The 19,554-nt window shown below is 67.0% G+C and carries 21 protein-coding genes and 2 tRNA genes; 15 read left to right on the top strand and 8 right to left on the bottom strand.

The features are described from left to right. Nucleotides 1–53: 53 nt before the first annotated feature. The 7 genes from yegS (at nucleotide 54) to ACT6SE_RS19380 (ending at nucleotide 6,825) form a co-directional block, all read left to right on the top strand. The gene (gene yegS / locus ACT6SE_RS19410) at nucleotides 54–983 is read left to right on the top strand and encodes a lipid kinase YegS (protein ID WP_014648671.1); all 930 of its coding nucleotides are present in this window, start codon (nucleotides 54–56) and stop codon (nucleotides 981–983) included. Nucleotides 984–1,282: 299 nt separating this feature from the next. After that, nucleotides 1,283–2,758, top strand: a complete 1,476-nt coding sequence (gene trpE, locus ACT6SE_RS19405) for an anthranilate synthase component I (RefSeq protein WP_046432870.1) — start codon at nucleotides 1,283–1,285, stop codon at nucleotides 2,756–2,758. A 67-nt stretch (nucleotides 2,759–2,825) separates the two neighbouring features. Beyond that, the gene (locus ACT6SE_RS19400) at nucleotides 2,826–3,605 is read left to right on the top strand and encodes an SIMPL domain-containing protein (RefSeq protein ID WP_014648669.1); all 780 of its coding nucleotides are present in this window, start codon (nucleotides 2,826–2,828) and stop codon (nucleotides 3,603–3,605) included. Nucleotides 3,606–3,607: 2 nt separating this feature from the next. Further along, nucleotides 3,608–4,195: an anthranilate synthase component II gene (locus tag ACT6SE_RS19395; protein WP_444811040.1), complete on the top strand. Its 588-nt coding sequence runs from the start codon at nucleotides 3,608–3,610 to the stop codon at nucleotides 4,193–4,195. Between the two features lie 16 nt (nucleotides 4,196–4,211). Continuing rightward, on the top strand, nucleotides 4,212–5,243 hold the full coding sequence (gene trpD, locus ACT6SE_RS19390) for an anthranilate phosphoribosyltransferase (RefSeq protein ID WP_046432866.1): 1,032 nt from the start codon (nucleotides 4,212–4,214) through the stop codon (nucleotides 5,241–5,243). Nucleotides 5,244–5,317: 74 nt separating this feature from the next. Further along, on the top strand, nucleotides 5,318–6,112 hold the full coding sequence (gene trpC, locus ACT6SE_RS19385; RefSeq protein ID WP_032960709.1) for an indole-3-glycerol phosphate synthase TrpC: 795 nt from the start codon (nucleotides 5,318–5,320) through the stop codon (nucleotides 6,110–6,112). Next, entirely contained in the window at nucleotides 6,109–6,825 is a 717-nt protein-coding gene (locus ACT6SE_RS19380) for a haloacid dehalogenase-like hydrolase (protein ID WP_005419826.1), read from the top strand. The genes trpC and ACT6SE_RS19380 overlap by 4 nt, the downstream gene beginning before the upstream one ends. A gap of 112 nt (nucleotides 6,826–6,937) precedes the next feature. Here the strand turns inward: ACT6SE_RS19380 and ACT6SE_RS19375 are convergent, their stop codons facing one another. Both ACT6SE_RS19375 and crp read right to left on the bottom strand, forming a co-directional pair. After that, on the bottom strand, nucleotides 6,938–7,699 hold the full coding sequence (locus ACT6SE_RS19375; RefSeq protein WP_014648664.1) for a sulfite exporter TauE/SafE family protein: 762 nt from the start codon (nucleotides 7,697–7,699) through the stop codon (nucleotides 6,938–6,940). Nucleotides 7,700–7,761: 62 nt separating this feature from the next. Then, complete coding sequence (crp, locus tag ACT6SE_RS19370) at nucleotides 7,762–8,451, bottom strand: cAMP-activated global transcriptional regulator CRP (RefSeq protein WP_010482649.1); 690 nt, start codon at nucleotides 8,449–8,451, stop codon at nucleotides 7,762–7,764. 149 nt (nucleotides 8,452–8,600) lie between these two features. On the opposite strand from crp, the gene speD reads away from it, so the two are divergent. Further along, nucleotides 8,601–9,395, top strand: a complete 795-nt coding sequence (gene speD, locus ACT6SE_RS19365) for an adenosylmethionine decarboxylase (protein ID WP_014648662.1) — start codon at nucleotides 8,601–8,603, stop codon at nucleotides 9,393–9,395. A 167-nt stretch (nucleotides 9,396–9,562) separates the two neighbouring features. After that, nucleotides 9,563–9,883 carry a DMT family transporter gene (locus ACT6SE_RS19360; protein WP_005419816.1) on the top strand — a complete coding sequence of 107 codons (321 nt, stop codon included), beginning with the start codon at nucleotides 9,563–9,565 and terminating at the stop codon, nucleotides 9,881–9,883. A gap of 81 nt (nucleotides 9,884–9,964) precedes the next feature. Here the strand turns inward: ACT6SE_RS19360 and coq7 are convergent, their stop codons facing one another. Next, entirely contained in the window at nucleotides 9,965–10,609 is a 645-nt protein-coding gene (gene coq7, locus ACT6SE_RS19355; protein ID WP_014648661.1) for a 2-polyprenyl-3-methyl-6-methoxy-1,4-benzoquinone monooxygenase, read from the bottom strand. Nucleotides 10,610–10,806: 197 nt separating this feature from the next. Here coq7 and rplM point away from each other — a divergent pair, with 197 nt between their 5' ends. Together rplM and rpsI are read left to right on the top strand one after the other, a co-directional pair. Beyond that, nucleotides 10,807–11,235, top strand: a complete 429-nt coding sequence (gene rplM / locus ACT6SE_RS19350) for a 50S ribosomal protein L13 (protein WP_005414692.1) — start codon at nucleotides 10,807–10,809, stop codon at nucleotides 11,233–11,235. A gap of 2 nt (nucleotides 11,236–11,237) precedes the next feature. Next, nucleotides 11,238–11,630: a 30S ribosomal protein S9 gene (rpsI, locus tag ACT6SE_RS19345; protein ID WP_444811039.1), complete on the top strand. Its 393-nt coding sequence runs from the start codon at nucleotides 11,238–11,240 to the stop codon at nucleotides 11,628–11,630. Between the two features lie 323 nt (nucleotides 11,631–11,953). Here rpsI and ACT6SE_RS19340 read toward each other — a convergent pair. Further along, nucleotides 11,954–12,028 (bottom strand) — tRNA-Gln (locus tag ACT6SE_RS19340). A gap of 55 nt (nucleotides 12,029–12,083) precedes the next feature. After that, nucleotides 12,084–12,160 (bottom strand) — tRNA-Met (locus ACT6SE_RS19335). A gap of 121 nt (nucleotides 12,161–12,281) precedes the next feature. Here ACT6SE_RS19335 and ACT6SE_RS19330 point away from each other — a divergent pair. From ACT6SE_RS19330 to bfr, 3 genes are all read left to right on the top strand, one after another. After that, on the top strand, nucleotides 12,282–12,902 hold the full coding sequence (locus ACT6SE_RS19330; protein WP_014648660.1) for an RNA pyrophosphohydrolase: 621 nt from the start codon (nucleotides 12,282–12,284) through the stop codon (nucleotides 12,900–12,902). 108 nt (nucleotides 12,903–13,010) lie between these two features. After that, the gene (locus tag ACT6SE_RS19325; RefSeq protein WP_005411309.1) at nucleotides 13,011–13,220 is read left to right on the top strand and encodes a (2Fe-2S)-binding protein; all 210 of its coding nucleotides are present in this window, start codon (nucleotides 13,011–13,013) and stop codon (nucleotides 13,218–13,220) included. A gap of 142 nt (nucleotides 13,221–13,362) precedes the next feature. Further along, entirely contained in the window at nucleotides 13,363–13,833 is a 471-nt protein-coding gene (gene bfr, locus ACT6SE_RS19320) for a bacterioferritin (protein WP_005419804.1), read from the top strand. 1 nt (nucleotide 13,834) lies between these two features. Here bfr and ACT6SE_RS19315 read toward each other — a convergent pair whose 3' ends face one another. Genes ACT6SE_RS19315 through ACT6SE_RS19305 form a run of 3 tightly spaced genes read right to left on the bottom strand, consistent with a single transcriptional unit; the run spans nucleotide 13,835 to nucleotide 18,628 of the window. Continuing rightward, nucleotides 13,835–16,075, bottom strand: a complete 2,241-nt coding sequence (locus ACT6SE_RS19315; RefSeq protein ID WP_046432863.1) for an ATP-binding protein — start codon at nucleotides 16,073–16,075, stop codon at nucleotides 13,835–13,837. Between the two features lies 1 nt (nucleotide 16,076). Continuing rightward, on the bottom strand, nucleotides 16,077–17,966 hold the full coding sequence (locus ACT6SE_RS19310; RefSeq protein WP_046432861.1) for an EAL domain-containing protein: 1,890 nt from the start codon (nucleotides 17,964–17,966) through the stop codon (nucleotides 16,077–16,079). A 44-nt stretch (nucleotides 17,967–18,010) separates the two neighbouring features. After that, the gene (locus tag ACT6SE_RS19305) at nucleotides 18,011–18,628 is read right to left on the bottom strand and encodes a DUF4126 domain-containing protein (protein ID WP_014648657.1); all 618 of its coding nucleotides are present in this window, start codon (nucleotides 18,626–18,628) and stop codon (nucleotides 18,011–18,013) included. 179 nt (nucleotides 18,629–18,807) lie between these two features. Between ACT6SE_RS19305 and ACT6SE_RS19300 the strand changes: the two genes are divergently transcribed. After that, nucleotides 18,808–19,551, top strand: coding sequence for a DUF6776 family protein (locus ACT6SE_RS19300; RefSeq protein WP_005411304.1), 744 nt, complete (start codon nucleotides 18,808–18,810; stop codon nucleotides 19,549–19,551). Nucleotides 19,552–19,554: the final 3 nt, after the last annotated feature.

The following is a 19,554-nucleotide window of genomic DNA, read 5'->3' as shown; positions in this document are numbered from 1 at the left end:
CGCGGGCAAACAGCGCATTGCTAGCCTGTGCCACCCCCTCCTGGAAGTACCGCATGACCACCCCGCGCTGGCGCCTGATCCTCAATGGCAAATCCGCAGGCAACGAGGAACTGCGCGAGGCTGTCGGCCATTGGCGCGGGCAGGGCGTGCAGCTGGACGTGCGGGTGACCTGGGAGGACGGTGACGCCGAACGCTACGTGGCCGAGGCCATCGATCATGGCGTGGACGTGATCGTTGCCGCCGGTGGCGATGGCACGCTCAGCGCGGTGGCCGAAACCCTGGCGCATCGTGAGGAAGCGGCGGATGCGCTGCCCTCGCTGGCGCTGATCCCGATGGGGACCGCCAACGATTTCGCCACGGCTGCGGGTATTCCGACCGAGCCTGAGGGCGCGTTTGCGTTGATCGGACAAACCACGCCGCGTGCCATCGATCTGCTGCGCGTGGATGCCGATGGCACGCCCTGGTGGTGCGCCAACCTCGCCAGCGGTGGCTTCGGCACGCAGGTGACGGTGGAGACCGATGCCGGCCTGAAGAAGATGCTGGGCGGGCTGGCCTATGTGATCACCGGCATCGCCAAGCTGGGCCGCATCGAGCCGATCACCGCGCGGCTGTCCGGCCCGGATTTCGCGTGGGAAGGCGACTTCATCGCCCTGGGCATCGGCAATGGCCGGCAGGCCGGCGGTGGCCAGCAGTTGTGCCCGCAGGCCGTGATCGACGATGGGCTGCTGGATGTCACCGTGCTTCCGGAACTGGAAGGTGAGGTCACCGCCACGCTCGGCCAGATGCTGAAGTCGGGCACCCAGGCGGCGCTCGAACAGCTGGCCACGCGCGCGCGGCTGCCGTGGCTGCAGATCGACGCACCGAAGGCGCTGACCCTCAACCTGGACGGCGAACCGGTGCAGGCCCGCCAGTTCCGCATCGCGTGCGTGCCGGGCAGGGTGCGGATGCACCTGCCGACCGGATGCCCGTTGCTGGCCGGGTAGGGGGTAAAGTCGACTGTTGGTCGACTGCTTTTCGTTCCGACGGCGTAAACCCCCGCGCTACGCGCGCAAGTCGACCAACAGTCGACTCTACCGGTCCGCGTCGTTGGTTCCCGTGGCCGGCCCCGGCCGTCCCGTGGTTCAGTTTTCCAGGGTTCCCCTCCCGCCCCGGCTGCGATACAGTCAGGGGGTGTCCAGCCTGACGACCCCGCATACCCTTTCTTCCGCACGCCGTTGGTGGCGATGGTGGCCCGTTGCCGTCGTCCGCCCCCATAACGCTGTGTCCCGGAAGGAAAGTCGTCTTGAACTCGCACGCTCAGTTTCAGCAGCAGGCCGCTGAAGGCCACACCCATATTCCCGTCGTCCGTGAAGTGCTGTCCGACCTGGACACGCCGCTTTCGGTCTATCTGAAGCTCGCCGACGGCCCCAATACCTACCTGTTTGAATCCGTCGAAGGCGGCGAACGCTTTGGTCGTTACTCGATCATCGGCCTGCCGGCGCGTCGCGTGTACGCCTTCCATGGCCACACGCTGACCGTGCGCGAAGACGGCCAGGTGGTGGACACCCGCGAAATGGCCGACCCGTTCGCCGAGGTCGAGGCGCTGCGCAGCGCCCACTCGGTGCCGAAGCTGGAAGGCCTGCCGGGCTTCACCGGTGGCCTGGTCGGCTGGTTCGGTTTCGAGTGCATCGGTTACATCGAGCCGCGCCTGGCCCCGCCGGCCGGCCGCGATGAGCTGGGCACGCCGGACATCCTGCTGCTGGACTCCAACGAGCTGGCGGTGTTCGACAATCTCAAGGGCCGGCTGTACCTGATCGTGCACGCCGACCCGCGGGTCGAGGGCGCTTTCGAACAGGCGCAGGCGCGCCTGGATGCACTGACTGCCAAGCTGCGTGCACCGGGTGCCGGCTATCCGGCGCCGCTCAACAGCGACGTGCTGGACGAGTCCGACTTCGTCTCCGGTTTCACCCGCGAAGGGTTCGTCGATGCGGTCCAGCGCAGCAAGGAATACATCCGCGCCGGTGACATCTTCCAGGTGGTGCTCAGCCAGCGCCTGAGCGTGCCGTTCAAGGCGCGCCCGGTGGATGTGTACCGCGCGCTGCGTGCACTGAACCCGTCGCCGTACATGTACTTCCTGGATGTCGGCGACCTGCAGGTGGTCGGTTCATCGCCGGAAATCCTGGTACGCCTTCAGGATGGCGAAGTCACCGTGCGCCCGATCGCCGGCACCCGCCCGCGTGGCGCCACGCCCGAGCTGGACCTGGCGCTGGAAGCCGAGCTGCTGGCAGATCCGAAGGAACGCGCCGAGCACCTGATGCTGATCGACCTCGGCCGCAACGATGCCGGCCGCGTCTCGAAGGCAGGTACCGTGGAGGTGGGCGAGCAGTTCGTGATCGAACGCTACAGCCACGTGATGCACATCGTCAGCGAAGTGACCGGGCAGCTGCAGCCGGGCCTGAGCTATGCCGACGTGCTCCGTGCCACCTTCCCTGCCGGCACGGTCAGCGGCGCGCCGAAGATCCGCGCGCTGGAAGTGATCCGCGAGCTGGAACCGATCAAGCGCAATGTCTACGCCGGCAGCATCGGCTACATCGGCTGGCACGGCGATGCCGATACCGCGATCGCGATCCGCACCGCGGTGATCAAGGATGGCCGCCTGTATGTGCAGGCCGGTGCCGGCATCGTCTACGACTCGGACCCGGACAAGGAATGGGACGAGACGATGAACAAGGGCCGCGCGCTGTTCCGCGCCGTCGCCCAGGCCGCCAAGGGCCTGTGATCCTCCCCGTGCCGTGGCCTGCGCCGCGGCACCTTCCGCTGTTCCCATTCAAGACAAGGAGTACCGCATGAAGCTGCTGAGCGCATTGCTGTGGTCGTCACTGCTGGCCACGATGGCCCCGTCTGCGTGGGCGCAGGCCAACACGATTCCCTCGCAGCCGCACCTGCTGGTGAAGGGGCAGGGCAGCCGCACGGTGATGCCGGACCGGTTCGGCCTGCAGTTGAACATCGAAGAGACCGACATGGACGCCGACGCCGCGCGCCGCCGCGTGCAGGACAACGTTGCCCGCGTGCTGGCACTGTTCAAGCAGCACAAGGCGGTGGAGGGCAGCGTGCGTGCGGACAACCTGCGGATCGGCCCGGCCACGCGCTATGAGCAGAACCGGCAGGTCTTCATCGGTACCCGCGTATCGCGCCAACTGCGTGCCAGCTTCGCCAGCGTGAAGGCGATGCAGGATGTGCTGGGGGCGTTGAAGGCCAACGAGAACGTACAGGTGAGCAGCCTGGCGCCGACCTATTCGGGCGAAGTGGCGCTGCGCCGCGAACTCAAGGGCGAGGCAGCGGCCCAGACCCGCGAGTCCGCGCAGGGCCTGGCCAAGGCCTATGGAACAAGAGTGCGTGGCCTGTACAGCATCTCCGATGTGGCGCCGGACTTCGCCTACGGCATCCGGGCCGGGCAATGGCCGCAGCAGGGCGAGGACGGCGGGGACCTCGACAGGATCTCGGTGACCGGCAGCTACGCGCCCGCCTCCGCGCCCGCGCCCGCTGAGCCCGAATCCATTGAAGCCGGCCCCATCACCTACACCGAAAACGTGTACGCCATTTTCCTGATAAGCGACGGAACCTGACCATGTTGTGGATGATCGACAACTACGACAGCTTCACCTACAACATCGTGCAGTACCTGCAGACGCTGGGCGCCGAGGTGAAGGTGGTGCGCAACGATGCGATGAGCGTGGACGAGATCGCCGCGCAGAAGCCCGAGCGCATTGTCATTTCGCCCGGCCCGTGCACGCCCAACGAAGCGGGCGTGTCGCTGGAGCTGATCCAGCGCCTGGGCCCGACCACGCCGATCCTCGGCGTGTGCCTGGGCCACCAGGGCATCGGCCAGGTCTACGGCGGCACGGTCATCCGTGCCGGCAACATCATGCACGGCAAGACCTCGCCGATCCGCCATGAAGGCAAGGGCGTGTTCGCCGGCCTGCCGGACCGCTACCAGGCCACCCGCTACCACTCGCTGGTGGTGGACAAGAACAATCTGCCGGACTGCCTGGAAGTGACTGCCTGGACCGAGAACGACGACGGCTCGATCGAAGAGATCATGGGCCTGCGCCACCGCCAGTTCCCGGTGGAAGGCGTGCAGTTCCACCCCGAGTCCATCCTCACCGAACACGGCCACGCCCTGCTGCGCAATTTCCTGCAGCGTCCGGCGGCCTGATCCAAGGAGCATTCCCATGAGCTTCTCCCCCCAGGAAGCCCTGCATCGCACCATCGAACACCGCGAAATCTTTTTCGACGAAATGGTCGACCTGATGCGGCAGATCATGCGCGGCGACGTCTCGCCGATGATGACCGCGGCGATCCTGACCGGGCTGCGCGTGAAGAAGGAGACCGTGGACGAGATCGCCGCGGCGGCCACCGTGATGCGTGAATTCGCCCGGCCAGTGCCGGTGGCCGATACCTCCAACCTGGTTGATATCGTCGGTACCGGTGGCGATGGCTCGCACACCTTCAACATCTCCACCTGCGCGATGTTCGTCGCGGCCGCCGCCGGCGCGCGCGTGGCCAAGCATGGCAACCGCAGCGTGTCTTCCAAGTCCGGCAGTGCCGACGCGCTGGAAGCGCTGGGCGCGGTGATCGAACTGCAGCCGGATCAGGTGGCCGCCGCCATCGAGCAGACCGGCATCGGTTTCATGTTCGCGCCGATCCACCATCCTTCGATGAAGGTCGTTGCGCCGGTACGCCGCGAGATGGGCGTGCGCACCATCTTCAACATCCTCGGCCCGCTGACCAATCCGGCCAGCGCGCCGTCGGTGCTGATGGGCGTGTTCCATCCCGATCTGGTGGGCATCCAGGCCCGCGTGCTGCGCGAGCTGGGCACCGAGCGCGCCATGGTGGTCTGGGGCCGCGACAACATGGACGAGATCTCGCTGGGTGCCGGCACGCTGGTGGGCGAACTGCGCGACGGCAAGGTGCGCGAGTTCGAGATCCACCCGGAGGACTTCGGCATCGCCATGTCGGCCAGCCGCAACCTGCGCGTGGACAGCCCGGAGCAGTCCATCCAGATGCTGCGCGCGGTACTGGACAACGAGCCCGGCCCGGCGCTGGACATCGTTGCGTTGAATGCCGGCGCCGCCCTGTACGTTGCCGGCGTGGCCAGCGACATCGGCGACGGCCTGGCCCGCGCCCGTGCCGCCATCGCCAACGGCAGTGCCCGCCAGCGCCTGCAGCAGTATGTTGAGACCACCCGCGCGCTGGTTGCCTGAGCGCGCGGTTCAGCCTGACCCCGTCGATGGCCGATAATGGCCGTCCTCACCGCCCCCGCACCGAACCGAAGACGATGAGCGACATCCTGCAGACGATCCTGGCCCGCAAGGCCGAAGAAGTGGCCCAGCGCCGCGCCCAGCGCCCGCTCGAGGCGCTGCAGGCCGCCGTGGCCGGCGCCCCGCCGGTACGTGGCTTTGTGCGCGCCTTGCAGGCGGCGGTGGCCAACGGCGATCCAGCGGTGATCGCCGAGGTGAAGAAGGCCAGCCCGTCCAAGGGCGTCATCCGCCCGGACTTCCGCCCGGCCGACATCGCCGTCAGCTACGAGTTCGGCGGCGCCAGCTGCCTGTCGGTGCTGACCGACGTGGACTTCTTCCAGGGCGCCGACGCCTACCTGCAGCAGGCGCGCGAGGCGTGCACGCTGCCGGTGCTGCGCAAGGACTTCGTCATCGACGCCTACCAGGTGTACGAGGCACGCGTGCTGGGCGCCGACTGCATCCTGCTGATCGTCGCCGCGCTGGACGACACCCAGCTGGCCACGCTGTCCGAACTGGCGCTGTCGCTGGGCATGGACGTGCTGGTGGAAGTGCACGACATCGACGAGCTGGAGCGTGCGCTGCAGGTGCCGGCGCCGATGATCGGCATCAACAACCGCAACCTGCGCACGTTCGAAGTGTCGCTGCAGACAACGCTGGACATGCAGAACGCGGTGCCGCGTGACCGCCTGCTGGTCACCGAGAGCGGCATCCTTGGCCCGCAGGACGTGGCGCTGATGCGTGACGCCGGCATCCATGCCTTCCTCGTCGGCGAAGCTTTCATGCGCGTGGAAGAGCCGGGCGAGGGCCTGCGTCAGCTATTCTTCGCGGCATGACAACGCACTATCCAACGCCGCGCGAGGATGCGCCGCTGGTGGTCTTCGACTTCGACCACACCCTGTACGACGGCGATTCGGGCACCCACCTGTTCGCCTCGCTGATCAAGCGCAACCCGCTGCGCATGCTGGCGGCGCTGCTGGTCACGCCGATCGCCGGGCCGATGGTGGCGATGCTGCCGACCCGTCGCGCGGGCATCTCGGTCTATGTGTGGATCGGCAGCTTCGGCCTGCACCGTGCGCGTGACTTCAACAAGGTGATCGACGCCTATGTGCTGCGCAACCAGGCGCAGATGCGCGCCAAGCTGCTGCCGCAGGCGCTGGAGGTGTTCGCCGCGCACCGCGCCAAGGGCGACCGCGTGGTGGTTGCCACAGGTGCGCCGCCGGAGCTGGCGCGCGCGATCCTGGCTTTCGTGGCCCACCAGGACGTACCGGTGATCGGCACCGAGGTCGGCCCACGGCTGGGCGGCGTCGGCCCGACCCGCCACTGCCACAATGAAGAGAAGATGCGCATGCTGCGCGAGCGCGGCTACGGCGACATCGATATCGCCTATTCCGACAGCACCGCCGACCTGCCGCTGCTGCTGGCGGCCAAGGCGCCGGTAGTGGTGAACCCGAAGCCGGGCCGGGTGGCGTTCTTCCGCCGCGTGCTGCCGGCGGGTACCCGCATCCTCAACTGGGGTTGCGTGGACCGGGGCGGCGACAAGGCCTGATCCCGCCGCACGGTGATGGATCTGCCGGCCAGCGGCCGGCACTACCCCTCTCCGTCGCGGTTGTGCCGGCGCTTCTCTGTCCCGGTAGTGCCGGCCGCTGGCCGGCAAACGCTCAGCGGTACAGGTGCCCGTACACCGCGTGGCCAATCTGGAACAGGCTGATCCCCAGCACCAGCACGCCGACGGCCACCAGCACCCAGCGCTCCTTCACCCGCTTGACCAGGATGGCGGCTACCGGCGCGGCCATCATGCCGCCGATCAGCAGGCCGGCGACGATCTGCAGGTGCTGCACCCCCATCGACAGCAGGAAGGTCGCCGACACCGTCAGCGTGACCACGAACTCCGCCGCATTGACCGTGCCGATCGTGGTGCGCGCCTGGCCACCCCGGGCGAGCAGGGTGGACGTGGCGATCGGCCCCCAGCCGCCGCCACCGCTGGCGTCGAGCAGGCCCGCGAAGAAGCCCAGCACCGGTACCCGGCGGATCTCGCCCTTGGGCATCCAGCGTCCGGCCGCGCGGGCCAGGATGATGATCGCCAGCACCAGCAGGTACAGGTAGATCAGTGGCCGGATGATCTCGCCCGGGATCTGCGTGAGCACGTACGCGCCCACGGCACCGCCCACCGCGCCAGGCAGGGCCAGGCGCAGGAACAGGCGCTTCTCGACATTTCCGGCTGCGAGGTGCGACACACCCGAGGCGCCAGTGGTGAACACTTCAGCGGTGTGGATGCTAGCGCTGACCTGCGCCGGGGGCAGGCCCATGCTCAGCATCACCGACGAAGACACCAGGCCGAACGCCATGCCCAGCGCGCCGTCGACCAGCTGTGCGCCCAGGCCGATGAGGATGAACCACCAGAATTCGCTGCTCAGTTCCATGCCCCGAGCCTAGCGCGCGAAGGAGTGCGGACCAAGGTCCGCACCCACCGGGTGCTCAACGGTCAACGGGTGCCGTACAGCACCACGGTCTTGCCACGGGCATGCAGCAGGCCGTCGGTCTGCAGCTTCTTCAGCACGCGGCCGGCCATTTCCCGCGAGCAGCCGACCAGGCGTGCCAGCTCCTGGCGGGAGACGCGCAGCTGGCTGCCCTGCGGATGGCTCATCGCCTCCGGTTCCTGCGCCAGGTCGTGCAGGGTGCGCACGATCCGGTCGGTAACGTCCAGGAATGCCAGGCGGCTGGCCTTTCGACTGGTGTCGAGCAGGCGCTTGGAGATCTGCTGGCCCAGCGCGTACAGCAGGCGCGGGGCGTCGGCCGACAGCGGGCCGAGGAACAGCTGATGCAGGCGCTCGTAGCTGATTTCAGCCAGCTCGCAGGCGGTACGGGTCCGCAGGATCACCTCGCGGCGGTCCGATTCGACGAACAGGCCCATCTCGCCGACGAACTCGCCGGCACCGAAGTAGCCCAGCACAAGCTCGCGATCGTCATCTTCCTCGGCCATGATCGAAACCGAGCCGCTGATGACGTAATACAGGGTTCCCGCCGGGTCACCGGGTCGGAAGACGTCGGTACGGGTGGGATATCGCCGCCTGTGGCTGTGCGCCAGGAAACGATCGATTGTGGCGATATCCAGGGCCAGTGGACTGCTAGCTAGGCGCACGGTTGACACGATAGGGGCGCTCCCTCTGCGCATGAACGGATTCACGGGGTCGATAGCGGAGCTTAACCAGCGCAATTGTTAAGGGCAAACAGTGTGCCAGAACTCTTGCGTCTTCACGTTCCCCCCGGGGGCAGTTTGCCCCATAATTCCCCCTTTCCCTTCTTACACAGGAATCGACCGCCGTGGTCAAGCCGTTGCCTCGCCTGAGGCTGCAGGGTTTCAACAACCTCACCAAGGCGCTGAGCTTCAACATCTATGACGTGTGTTACGCGCGCACCGAAGAGGAGCGTCAGCGTTACATTGAATACATCGATGAAGAGTACAACGCCGACAGGCTGACTCAAATCTTGACCGATGTCGCCGAGATCATCGGCGCCAACATCCTGAACGTGGCCCGCCAGGACTACGACCCGCAGGGTGCCTCGGTGACCATCCTGATCTCCGAAGAGCCGGTGATCGACAAGAAGCAGGCCGGCAAGGAACTGATTCCCGACGCCGTGGTCGCGCACATGGACAAGAGCCACATCACTGTCCATACCTACCCGGAAACCCATCCGCAGGAAGGCATCGCGACGTTCCGCGCGGACATCGACGTGGCCACCTGTGGCGTCATTTCGCCGCTGAAGGCCCTGAACTACCTGATCGAGAGCCTGGAATCGGACATCGTGATCATGGACTACCGTGTCCGTGGCTTCACCCGCGATGTGAAGGGCAAGAAGCATTACATCGATCACAAGATCAACTCGATCCAGAACTTCCTGGCCAAGAACATCAAGTCGCGTTACGAGATGTTCGACGTCAACGTCTACCAGGAAAACATCTTCCACACGAAGATGCACCTGAAGGACTTCGACCTGGACCAGTACCTGTTCGAGGAAAAGGCCAAGAACCTGTCGTTCAAGGAACGCATGAAGATCGAAGCGCTGCTCAAGCGCGAGATCGAAGAGCTGTTCCACGGCCGGAACCTGTCCGAGTAAGCCCCATGTGCGATGCCCGCAGGCATCGCCGCCCAGGCGGGACGACCCGCCCCGTGGAACCAGTGCCTCGCACGCGTTACGGTTCCACGGTGATGTACCGACCCACGGCCCGGTGTGAAAACACCGGGCCGTTTCGTTTTTCCCAAAAAGGTAAGGAGCCCCCACCCATGCCCTGGATCTATCTGCTGCTGGCCGGCCTGTTCGAGATCGGTTTCGCCCTCGGAATGAAGTACTCCGAAGGCTTCAGCAAACCCCTGCCCACCGTTGCCACGGTGGTGTCCGCCCTGATCAGCCTGTACCTGATGAGCCAGGCGATGAAGAGCATCCCGGTCGGCACCGCCTACGCGATCTGGACCGGCATCGGCGCCATGGGCGTGGCGGTGCTGGGCATCTATCTGTTCAACGACAGTGCGTCGCCGGCCCGCCTGGCCTGCGTGGGCCTGATCGTAGCCGGTGTGATCGGCCTGAAGCTGGTCTCGCCCAACTGATTGATGGCCCGACCAACGGTCGGGCCCCACCGTCGCCCCCGCACCTCCTGGTAGGCCCGCACCGTTGGTGCGGGCGACCCTTCAAATGCGGTAGGCGATGGTCTTCATCACCCTGGAAGCCAGCGCCATCGCGCCCGGGATCGGGAACGGCAGGCGGCGTGCGCCGGCCTGTTCGGCGTGCTCCGCATGGCGGGCCTCGTCCTCCTTCATCACCTGGATGACCGCGCGGCTGCGCAGATCGCCGGCCGGCAGGTCGACCAGGTGCTCGTCCAGATGGGCTTCCACCTGGCGCTCGGTTTCAACCACGAAGCCCAGGTTCCAGCCGTCGCCGCGCAGACCCGCCAGGGTGCCGATGGTGTAGCTGCCGGCGTACCACAGCGGATTGAACAGGCTCGGGCGGCTGTCCAGTTCATCCAGCCGGGTCGCGCACCAGGCCAGGTGATCGGTCTCTTCCTGGGCCGCTTCCAGCAGGTGTTCACGGGTGGCCGGGTCGCGGGCCACGGCCGCCTGGCCGAAGTACAGGCCCTGTGCGCAGACCTCGCCGACATGGTTGATCCGCATCAGCCCCGCGGCGTGGCGGCGCTCGGCGCGGTCCATGCCCGGCTCGCCGGTGCCTGCGGCCGGGTAGGGGCGGGCCGCCGGAGGGTTGCCGAACACCGTGTCCAGGGCGCGCTGCGCCTCGGTCAGCAGGTGGTCCAGCGGGGTGGTCTGGCGGAGCACGGTCATGGCGGCACGCGGTGGGGCGGGAGACCCGCCGATTCTCGCCCGCCCCCGCTCCCCTGCCAACCCGGGGCAGGGGCCAGCTTGCACCGAGGGCGTGACCTGCGTACAATCCCGCCTCTTGCGCTTCACCTTTCACAACGCGTGGCAGAGTTCCGGCGAGTCCTTCGCCGCAATGAGCCCGACCTAACCTAGAGTTCTTCATGAGCACTTTCACTGCCAAGAACGAGACCGTCCAGCGCGACTGGTACCTCGTCGACGCCGAGGGCAAGACCCTGGGCCGTCTCGCCACCGAGCTGGCCCGCCGTCTGCGCGGCAAGCACAAGCCGGTCTACACCCCCCACGTTGATACCGGCGACTACCTGGTCGTCATCAATGCAGAAAAGATTGCCGTCACCGGCAAGAAGCTGCAGGACAAGATGTATCACCGTTTCACCGGCTACATCGGCAACCTGAAGACCGAATCCCTGGCCCAGGCGCTGGAGCGCCACCCGGAGCGCGTGATCGAGATCGCCGTGAAGGGCATGCTGCCGAAGGGCCCGCTGGGTCGCCAGATGTACCGCAAGCTCAAGGTCTACGCCGGCACTGAGCATCCGCACGCCGCACAGCAGCCGCAGGTTCTGGATATCTAATCATGGCTATCACTCAAAACTACGGCACTGGCCGCCGCAAGTCCTCCACCGCTCGCGTGTTCCTGCGCAAGGGTTCGGGCAACATCACCGTCAATGGTCGTCCGCTGGACGAGTTCTTCGGTCGTGAGACCGCGCGCATGATCGTGCGCCAGCCGCTCGAGCTGACCAAGAACACCGAAAGCTTCGACATCCTGGTCACCGCCGCTGGCGGCGGCACCACCGGCCAGGCCGGTGCGATCCGCCTGGGCATCGCCCGTGCGCTGGTCGAGTACGACGAAACCCTGAAGTCCGAGCTGCGCAAGGCCGGCTTCATAACCCGTGACGCCCGTGAAGTCGAGCGTAAGAAGGTCGGTCTGCACAAGGCCCGCCGCGCCACCCAGTTCTCCAAGCGCTGATTTACCGCGCCTGGTTGGGCTCCTGCGGGAGCCCGCTGGTTGGAAAAGCAAAAGCCCGGCTTCGGCCGGGCTTTTGTCGTTTTGGAGTCAGGCATTTCGTGGTTGCCGGCCAGCGGCCGGCACTACCCGGGGTTTCGCATCTCGGAAGGGGGGGGGTCAGAGCCTTCTCCTTTGGAAAAGGATCCGACCCCGGGCCTCTCTCTGGAGGGGAGCCCCCTTGATGTTCAAGGGGGCGCGCCGACAGGCGCGGGGATAAGGTGGGATGCGCGACCAAATTAAAAGCAAAAGGCCAGATCTTTCGATCTGGCCTTTTGCTTTTAATTTGGCTGCCCCGGATGGATTCGAACCACCGAATGCCTGAGTCAGAGTCAGGTGCCTTACCGCTTGGCGACGGGGCAAAACGTGCAACTATTTTCTCACTTTTCACACTGAAAAACAACTTGATTTTCAGTGTGGTGGCTATGGGTGGACTCGAACCACCGACCCCAGCATTATGAGTGCTGTGCTCTAACCGGCTGAGCTACATAGCCTTGGTGAGCCCGCTATTCTGCGGATGTGTATCGACCCTGTCAACACTTTTGTGTCGTGCTTGTGGGCCGACAGAGGGCATGGGATAGTCCCGACCAGTAGATTTTCTTAGGAGTCCGCATCGTGATCGATCCGGACGGCTATCGACCGAACGTCGGCATCGTGCTGATGCGGCAGGACGGCCAGGTGTTCTGGGCACGACGCGTGCGCCGGGATGGCTGGCAGTTCCCGCAGGGTGGCATGAATACCGACGAGACGCCTGTCGAGGCCATGTATCGTGAACTGCAGGAAGAGACCGGCCTGCTGCCTGAGCATGTGGAAGTGCTCGGGGCCACGCCCGGCTGGCTGCGCTACAAGCTGCCGGCGCGGGCCATCCGCCGCAACGAGCGGCAGGTCTGCATCGGCCAGAAACAGGTCTGGTTCCTGCTGCGCCTGACCGGCGACGAATCCCACGTGACGCTGGACCACACCGACTCGCCCGAGTTCGACCACTGGCGCTGGGTCGACTTCTGGTACCCGGTAGAGCACGTGGTGATGTTCAAACGCGGCGTCTATGCGCGTGCCCTGCGACACCTGGCGCCACTGGCGCGTGGCGTGGCCGGGCAGGGCGTCACCGCCATGCCCAAGAGCGCCGCCGAGGCCTGGATGCCGGGCCACACCGCCGGGCACGATCGCCCGCGCAAGCGCCCGCGGACCCGAGGGTACTGGCCGAAGAAGGTCACGGGCGACGGCCCGGCCAGCTGACCGGCTGAACGGTATCGAGAATGGTTCAGGTCTCTGATTGACAACCATTCTCGTTTCCATTGGAATAGCCACCAGGCCGCTTCTGGCCTGTCAGCCCGGTTCACGCCTGTGTACGTCTGCATCTGCAACGGAGTCACCGACCACCAGATCCGCGAAGCCGCCAGCCATGGCGTCAGCACGGTGGCCGAACTGACCATGCGTACCGGTTGTGGTGCCACCTGCGGTTCCTGCCTGGACATGGCCGGCGACCTGCTGGCCAAGGCACGTGCGACCCACGATCTGCCGCTGCCGGTATTGGGCCTGGCGCAGGTCGCCTGATCGCCTTTTCGCGGCGCGTTGACGCCGCGCTTTCGCATCCTTCACCTTCGGCCGCGCAGGCCAATGCGCACGATTCGCGTTCCTTCACGACCGCACGCGAGGCGCTAAAGTGCCTGCGTTTTCAGCGTGCAGGAGCACCCCCATGAAGGGCGACACCAAGGTCATCGAATTCCTCAACAAGGTCCTCTACAACGAGCTGACCGCGATCAACCAGTACTTCCTGCACGCCAAGATGCTGAAGAACTGGGGCATCAAGGAACTGGCCGAACACGAGTACAAGGAATCGATCGACGAGATGAAGCATGCCGACATGCTCGCCGACCGCATCCTGTTCCTTGAAGGCCTGCCGAATTTCCAGGCGTTGGGCAAGCTGCGCATCGGCGAGAACCCGACCGAGATCCTGCAGTGCGACCTGTCGCTGGAACGCGATGGCGTGGTCACCCTGCGCGAGGCCGTGGCCTATTCCGATTCGGTTGGCGACTACGTCAGCCGCCAGCTGTTCGTGAAGATCCTCGATTCGGAAGAGGAGCACATCGACTGGCTGGAAACCCAGCTGGACCTGATCGAGCGTATCGGCGAGCCGAAGTACCTGCTGAGCAAGCTGGAAGAGTGAGTCAGCTGCCCTGGCCGGCGCGGTGCTGTGCCAGGTAGCCCGTCAGTGCAACGCGCGCCCGGGCGAATTCCGCAACCAGCAGCGCCACCGCCACTGCGGGGCGCTGCAGGCTGCCACTACGGGCTTCGTGCTCGATCCGCTGCGCGATCGCCGACAGCGACAATGCGCCGACGTTTGCACTCGATGACTTCAGGCTGTGCGCTGTGGCCTGCAAGCGCAGCTCATCGCCGTTCTGCGCGGCCAGCTGCAACTGCTGCACCATCACCGGCGCATCTTCAAGAAAGACCATGACGATCTGGGTGGCAGCGTCGCCGATCACGGTGTGCAGTTCATCCAGCACGTCGCGGTCGATCACCGGTTTCGGCGCGGCTTGGCTTGTCGTCTCCTGTAGAGCCGAGCCATGCTCGGCTGATGGAGTGGGAGTGCAACTGGCCGTCAGCCGAGCATGGCTCGGCTCTACAGACGGCTCCACAGAAAATTGTCCAGGTGATGCAGCTTTGCCGCCACCCCAACGCAGCAGCAGCGCATGCAGCGTGGCGCGCGCGATCGGCTTGGACAGGTAATCGTCCATGCCCGCCTGCAGGCAGCGCTCGCGGTCACCGGCCATGGCGTTGGCGGTCATGGCGATGATCGGCAGGCGGGCGCGCCCGGTCTCCACTTCTTCGGCGCGCCAGCGGCGCGTGGCGGCGTAGCCGTCCAGCACCGGCATCTGGCAATCCATCAACACGATGTCCACGCCGCCTTCGCGTAGGGCGGCCAGCGCCTGCTCGCCATCGGCGGCGTTGCGCACTTCGCACTGGAACACGCGCAGCAGTTGTTCGGCGACCATCCGGTTGACCGTATTGTCCTCCACCAGCAGCACACGCAGATGCAACGGCGGCAGCGTGGCAGCCGGTTGCTCGTTGTCCGCGCTGGCCAGCAGCGCAGCGGGGCGGGCGGGGGCGACCGGTGCAGCCAGCAGTGCATGCAGGGCCGCATCGTCGAAGTGCGGGGGCAGCTGGCGCTGGCGCTGGCGTTGTGGAAGTGCGCCCTCCTGCAGCCACAGCACCTGCAGCGCATCGTCGTCACCACGTTCACTCAGCGCCAGCTGCAGCGTGGCCTCACCGTTGCGGCGTGCGCGGGCATCGACCAGCAGCCATGCCGGTGCCGGTTGTCCGGGCCGCGCGGGAGCGCGCAGGCGCTCGACCACGGCATCCAGCTGTGCCAGCACCTGCACCTGCAGCCCATGGTGGGCGGCGATGCGCTCGATACGTGCCTGCAGCGTTGCATCGGCACTGAACAGCAGCAGCGGTGCCGGTGCGCGCGCCATCGCCGGCAGGTCGCCAGCGACCTTCAGCAGCGGGATCTCGAACCAGAAGGTTGCGCCCTGGCCCGGCGTGGAGTGCACGCCGATGTGCCCGTGCATCAGGTCGATGATGCGCTTGCAGATGGCCAGGCCCAGGCCGGTGCCGCCATAGATGCGGGTGGTGGATGCGTCGGCCTGGCTGAAGGACTGGAACAGGCGCGCCTGCAGCGCGTCGTCGATGCCGATGCCGGTATCGATGATCTCGAAGCGCAGCTGGTGCTGCGCGGCACTTTCACCCAGGCGCAGCACGCGCAGCTGCACCTGGCCGCGGGCGGTGAACTTGATGGCGTTGGCCAGCAGGTTGCTCAGCACCTGGCGCAGGCGCACCGGGTCGCCGCGCACCGGCAGGCGCACCGATGGATCCAGTTGCAGGCCCAGGGCCAGGCCCTTGGCGTCGGCGGCCCGCTGCATCAGCTGTACCACGCCATCGAGCAGGTCGCGCAGGTTGAAGCTGGTGATCTCCAGTTCCAGCGCCTGCGCTTCCAGCCGGGAGTAGTCGAGGATGTCGTCGACGATGCGCAGCAGCTGTTGCGAACTGGCCGAGGCGGTGGCCAGCATCTGCCGCTGGTCTTCGCCCAGCGGCCCGCGTGCGATCAGCTCCAGCATCGGCAGGATGCCGTTGAGCGGGGTGCGTATCTCGTGGCTCATCGTGGCCAGGAACTCGCCCTTGGCCAGCACGGCCGCCTCGGCGGCCTGCTTGGCCTGCAGCAGCTGTTGTTCCAGCTGGCCCTGACGTTCGGTGGTATGGCGAAGCTGGTCGCGTTCGGCGGCCAGCGCACTGTGCGTGCGCTGCAGCTGGGCCAGCGCATGGTTGCGCGCGCGCAGGCGCAGGCCCAACAGCAGCAGCGCGATGGCGGCCGCAGCAAGGGCAACCAGCAGCACGCCCCACAGCGGCACGTCAGAGCACCGCGTTGTGGAAGTCGAAGTTCAGGTCGCTGCCGGCCGACTGCACCATGTTGCCCTGGATGTAGTCGACGCCGCCTACCCACATCGCCGCTGCAGCCTGCGGATCCTCGATCTGCTGGCCGATGATCTGCAGTCCGGCGGCATGGGCCTGTTCGATCGTCTTGCGCAGTTCCTCGCGCGTGGCCGGATTGGAGTGGCTGCTGGAGAAGCGCGCAGCCATGCGCACGAACGACAGCGGCAGCTGGGTCAGCAGTGCATCGGCCTCGCCGCTGGGTTCGAACTGGCTCAGGCAGAAGCGCACCCCCGCGCTGGCCATGCGCTGGCAGAACTGCTGCAGCGGCACGGTGTGGATCAGTGCGTCGGGCAGGCGCACGTCGATCACCAGCGCACTGCCCGGCAGGTCACGCTGCTGCAGTGATTCCAGCAGCCAGTCGGCGAAGGCATCGCGCTGCAGGGTGCGCAGCGACTGCGAGACGAACAGGCTCAGCGGCTGCGTTGCGTGCCGGTACAGATCCAGCAGGCCCAGTGCGTGGTCCATCACCTGCTGGTCGAGGTCGGCGATGCGCCCGGCGGCTTCCGCGGCGGGGATCACCTGGCCGGCCGCCAGCACCGTGCCATCGGCCTGGCGCAGGCGCAGCAGCAACTGGTATTGCGCGGTGTTGCCGCCTGCCACAGCGACGATCGGCTGGTAGGCCAGTTCCAGCTGGCCCTCCAGCAGCGCCAGGTGTTCCTGTTCGGTGACCGCCTGGCGATGCACATGGCCCGCCACGCCGGCGCTGAGCAGGCGCGCCTGCAGGGTTGTGCGCTCAACCGCTTCCAGCGCACTGCTGGCATCCTCGAAGCCCGGCGACAGCGGCGCATAACCGACCACGCCGCGCAGATGCACGGATTCGTCGTCGCGGATCACGAAGGCGCGGGCCGACAGCTGCTCGCGCAGGCTCGCGGCGATGCCTTCGAGGGCGTCCTCGTCGGCGTTGCGGGCCAGTAGCAGGAAGCTGTTGTCGTTCAGCCGCGCCAGCAGGTGCGGATGGCCGGCTTCGGCCAAGCGCTGCCCGGCCTGCACCATCAGCCGTTCAAACGCGGCATAGCCATAGCGTTCGCGCAGGCCCAGCGCACTGGCCACTTCGATGAAGAACACGCCGCCCCGGTCGCGGTGGGCGAGTGCGGTGTTGAGCTGCTGCAGCACATGGTGGCGCGTCGGCAGGCCGGTTTCCGGATTGCTGGTGGCCGGTGCGCCGGTGGCGCCCGGCAGGGTCGCGGCCTGGGCACGCGCGCGGCGGATGCGGTTGGCCACCGCTGCGATCAGGTGGCGCGGCCGGATCGGCTTGCTCAGGTAGTCGTCGGCGCCGCTGTCGAGCACTTCGAACTGGCGCTCTGGATCCGGATCGCCGCTGAGGAACACGATCGGCAGCAGCTGCAGGCCGGGCTGCTGGCGGATCAGCGCGGTCAGGCGCATGCCGTCCAGCCCGGGCAGGTGCAGATCCATCAGGATCAGGTCGGGGCGGTGCTCCTTGATCGCCTGCAGCGCGGCATCGGCATCGCTGTGCACGATCGCCTGCATGCCGGCGCCGTGCAGCACGCTCTGCGCGAACAGCGCCTGGGCGCGATCGTCTTCAACGATCAGCACGCGGTAGGGCGAGTCCGAGGGCGGCGGGGCCAGATCGTTGTTGCCGGCTTCGGCCAGTGCGATCGGGCCGGGCAGCGGCGGCGGTGCGCTGTTGACCGGCGCCGGGGCATCGGTCGCGATGGGCGGCGGGGTCGCAGCCGTCGGTGCGGCCACAGCGGGGCCTGCCGCCTCGGGCGCCCAGCGCTGCCAATGATCGGCCGGAGGGGTTTCAGCGCGTCCCGGGCGGGCGCCCGCGGGGGATTCGTTTGCGGCCATCGGTGCTCCTGGTGTTCGCGTCCATTATGCGACAAGCCCGGTGCTCAACCGGTACTGCTGTGCCCCGGCGGTGCTGCCGATGCACCGCGCGCCAGCCAGCGCACGCCCTTCCACAGCGCGCGCCAGACCAGCCACACCAGCAGCGCGCCGGCCAGGCTGCAGGCCAGCACCACCACCAGCGCGATCCACGGGTGTGCCAGGGCCAGCGCCAGGCCACCGACTACCACGGTGTCCTCGGCGGCGGAGGCGACCCAGTTGCTGGCCGGTTCCGGCGAGGTATTGAGCAGCGCGCGGGTACCGGCCTTCAGGCCGTGGCTGGCGAGGGCGACGCCGGCACCGGCGGCGAGTGCGCCGGCGCCGAGCTGACCGTCCGGCGACAGGGTAGCCGCTGCGAGGAACGCGCCGGCCGGCACGCGTGCGAGCGTCTGCACCAGGTCCCAGACCGAGTCCACGCCGGGAATCTTGTCGGCGAAGAACTCGGCGATGGCCAGCGCCGCCGACGTGCCCAGCACCCACCAGGATTCGGTGGCCTGCAGAGCGGGCGGCAGGTCGACCCAGCCGAGCAGGCCGGCAAGGCCGACGCCGAACACGGTGAGGTAGACGCGGATGCCGGCCAGCCAGGCCAGCAGGATGCCGATCACGAACAGGTGGGCTTCGGTCATGGCGATGCTCCGGCGACGGAACTGTGCAGGGGACCACACTATCGACGATGGCATGCCTGAACGCCACAGACCGTGGCCGGCCACGGCGCAGGAAACCCACCCGTCCTGTCATACACTAGCCCGTCGTTTGCCACAGGGGCCGTACCGGTGTCGCCCTCGCGATACCCCGGAAACCACCCATGACCAACCGTCCTCCCATGCGCGTGCAGGTACGCCTGCCCGGCGCGCCGCAACCGCCGGCCGACCGTCGCCGCCTGCTGGTGATCGGCGGCATCTGGCTGCTCAGCCTGGTGCTGGCGGTGCTGGGTGGCTGCTGGATGGCCACGCCACGCGATGCCCAGGGCCAGCGCCTGCAGGCTGCCGAGAAGCGCGCCGAGACGCTGCAGGCGCAGCTGACCGAGCTGCGCCAGAAGCAGGCCACGCTGGAAGCCTCCGACCGCATCAGCCGCGCCGCCAATACCGAGGTGCAGTCCTCGCTGGCCGAGCGCGATGAGGAAATCGCCGGCCTGCGCGCCGACGTTGCCTTCTATGAGCGCCTGGTGGGTTCGACCAGCCAGCGCAAGGGCCTGAACACCCACTCGATCGAGTTCAGCCCGGAAGCGGCCGGCACCTGGCAGTACACCGCCGTGCTGACCCAGAACCTCAACCGCGGCGCCATCAGCCAGGGGCAGATGCGCTTCACCGTGGAAGGCGTGAAGAACGGCAAGCTGGCCACGATCAGCTGGGATGATCTGCACCAGCGCAGCAAGGTGCCGGGACAGGATTACTCGTTCCGGTACTTCCAGCAGCTCACCGGCAGCGTGATGCTGCCGGCTGACTTCACCCCGCAACGCGTGCGGGTGACATTGGGGAGTGGTACGGGGGGTACCACCCAGGTATTCGACTGGAAACAGGCCGGTGCGCCGGCCAGCAAAGGGGAGTAGGCA

It is taken from the genome of Stenotrophomonas sp. LC732 (genome assembly GCF_052446685.1).
In the GTDB taxonomy this organism is placed as follows: Bacteria; Pseudomonadota; Gammaproteobacteria; order Xanthomonadales; family Xanthomonadaceae; genus Stenotrophomonas; species Stenotrophomonas muris.
This window is presented reverse-complemented; position numbering and strand designations above follow the sequence as displayed.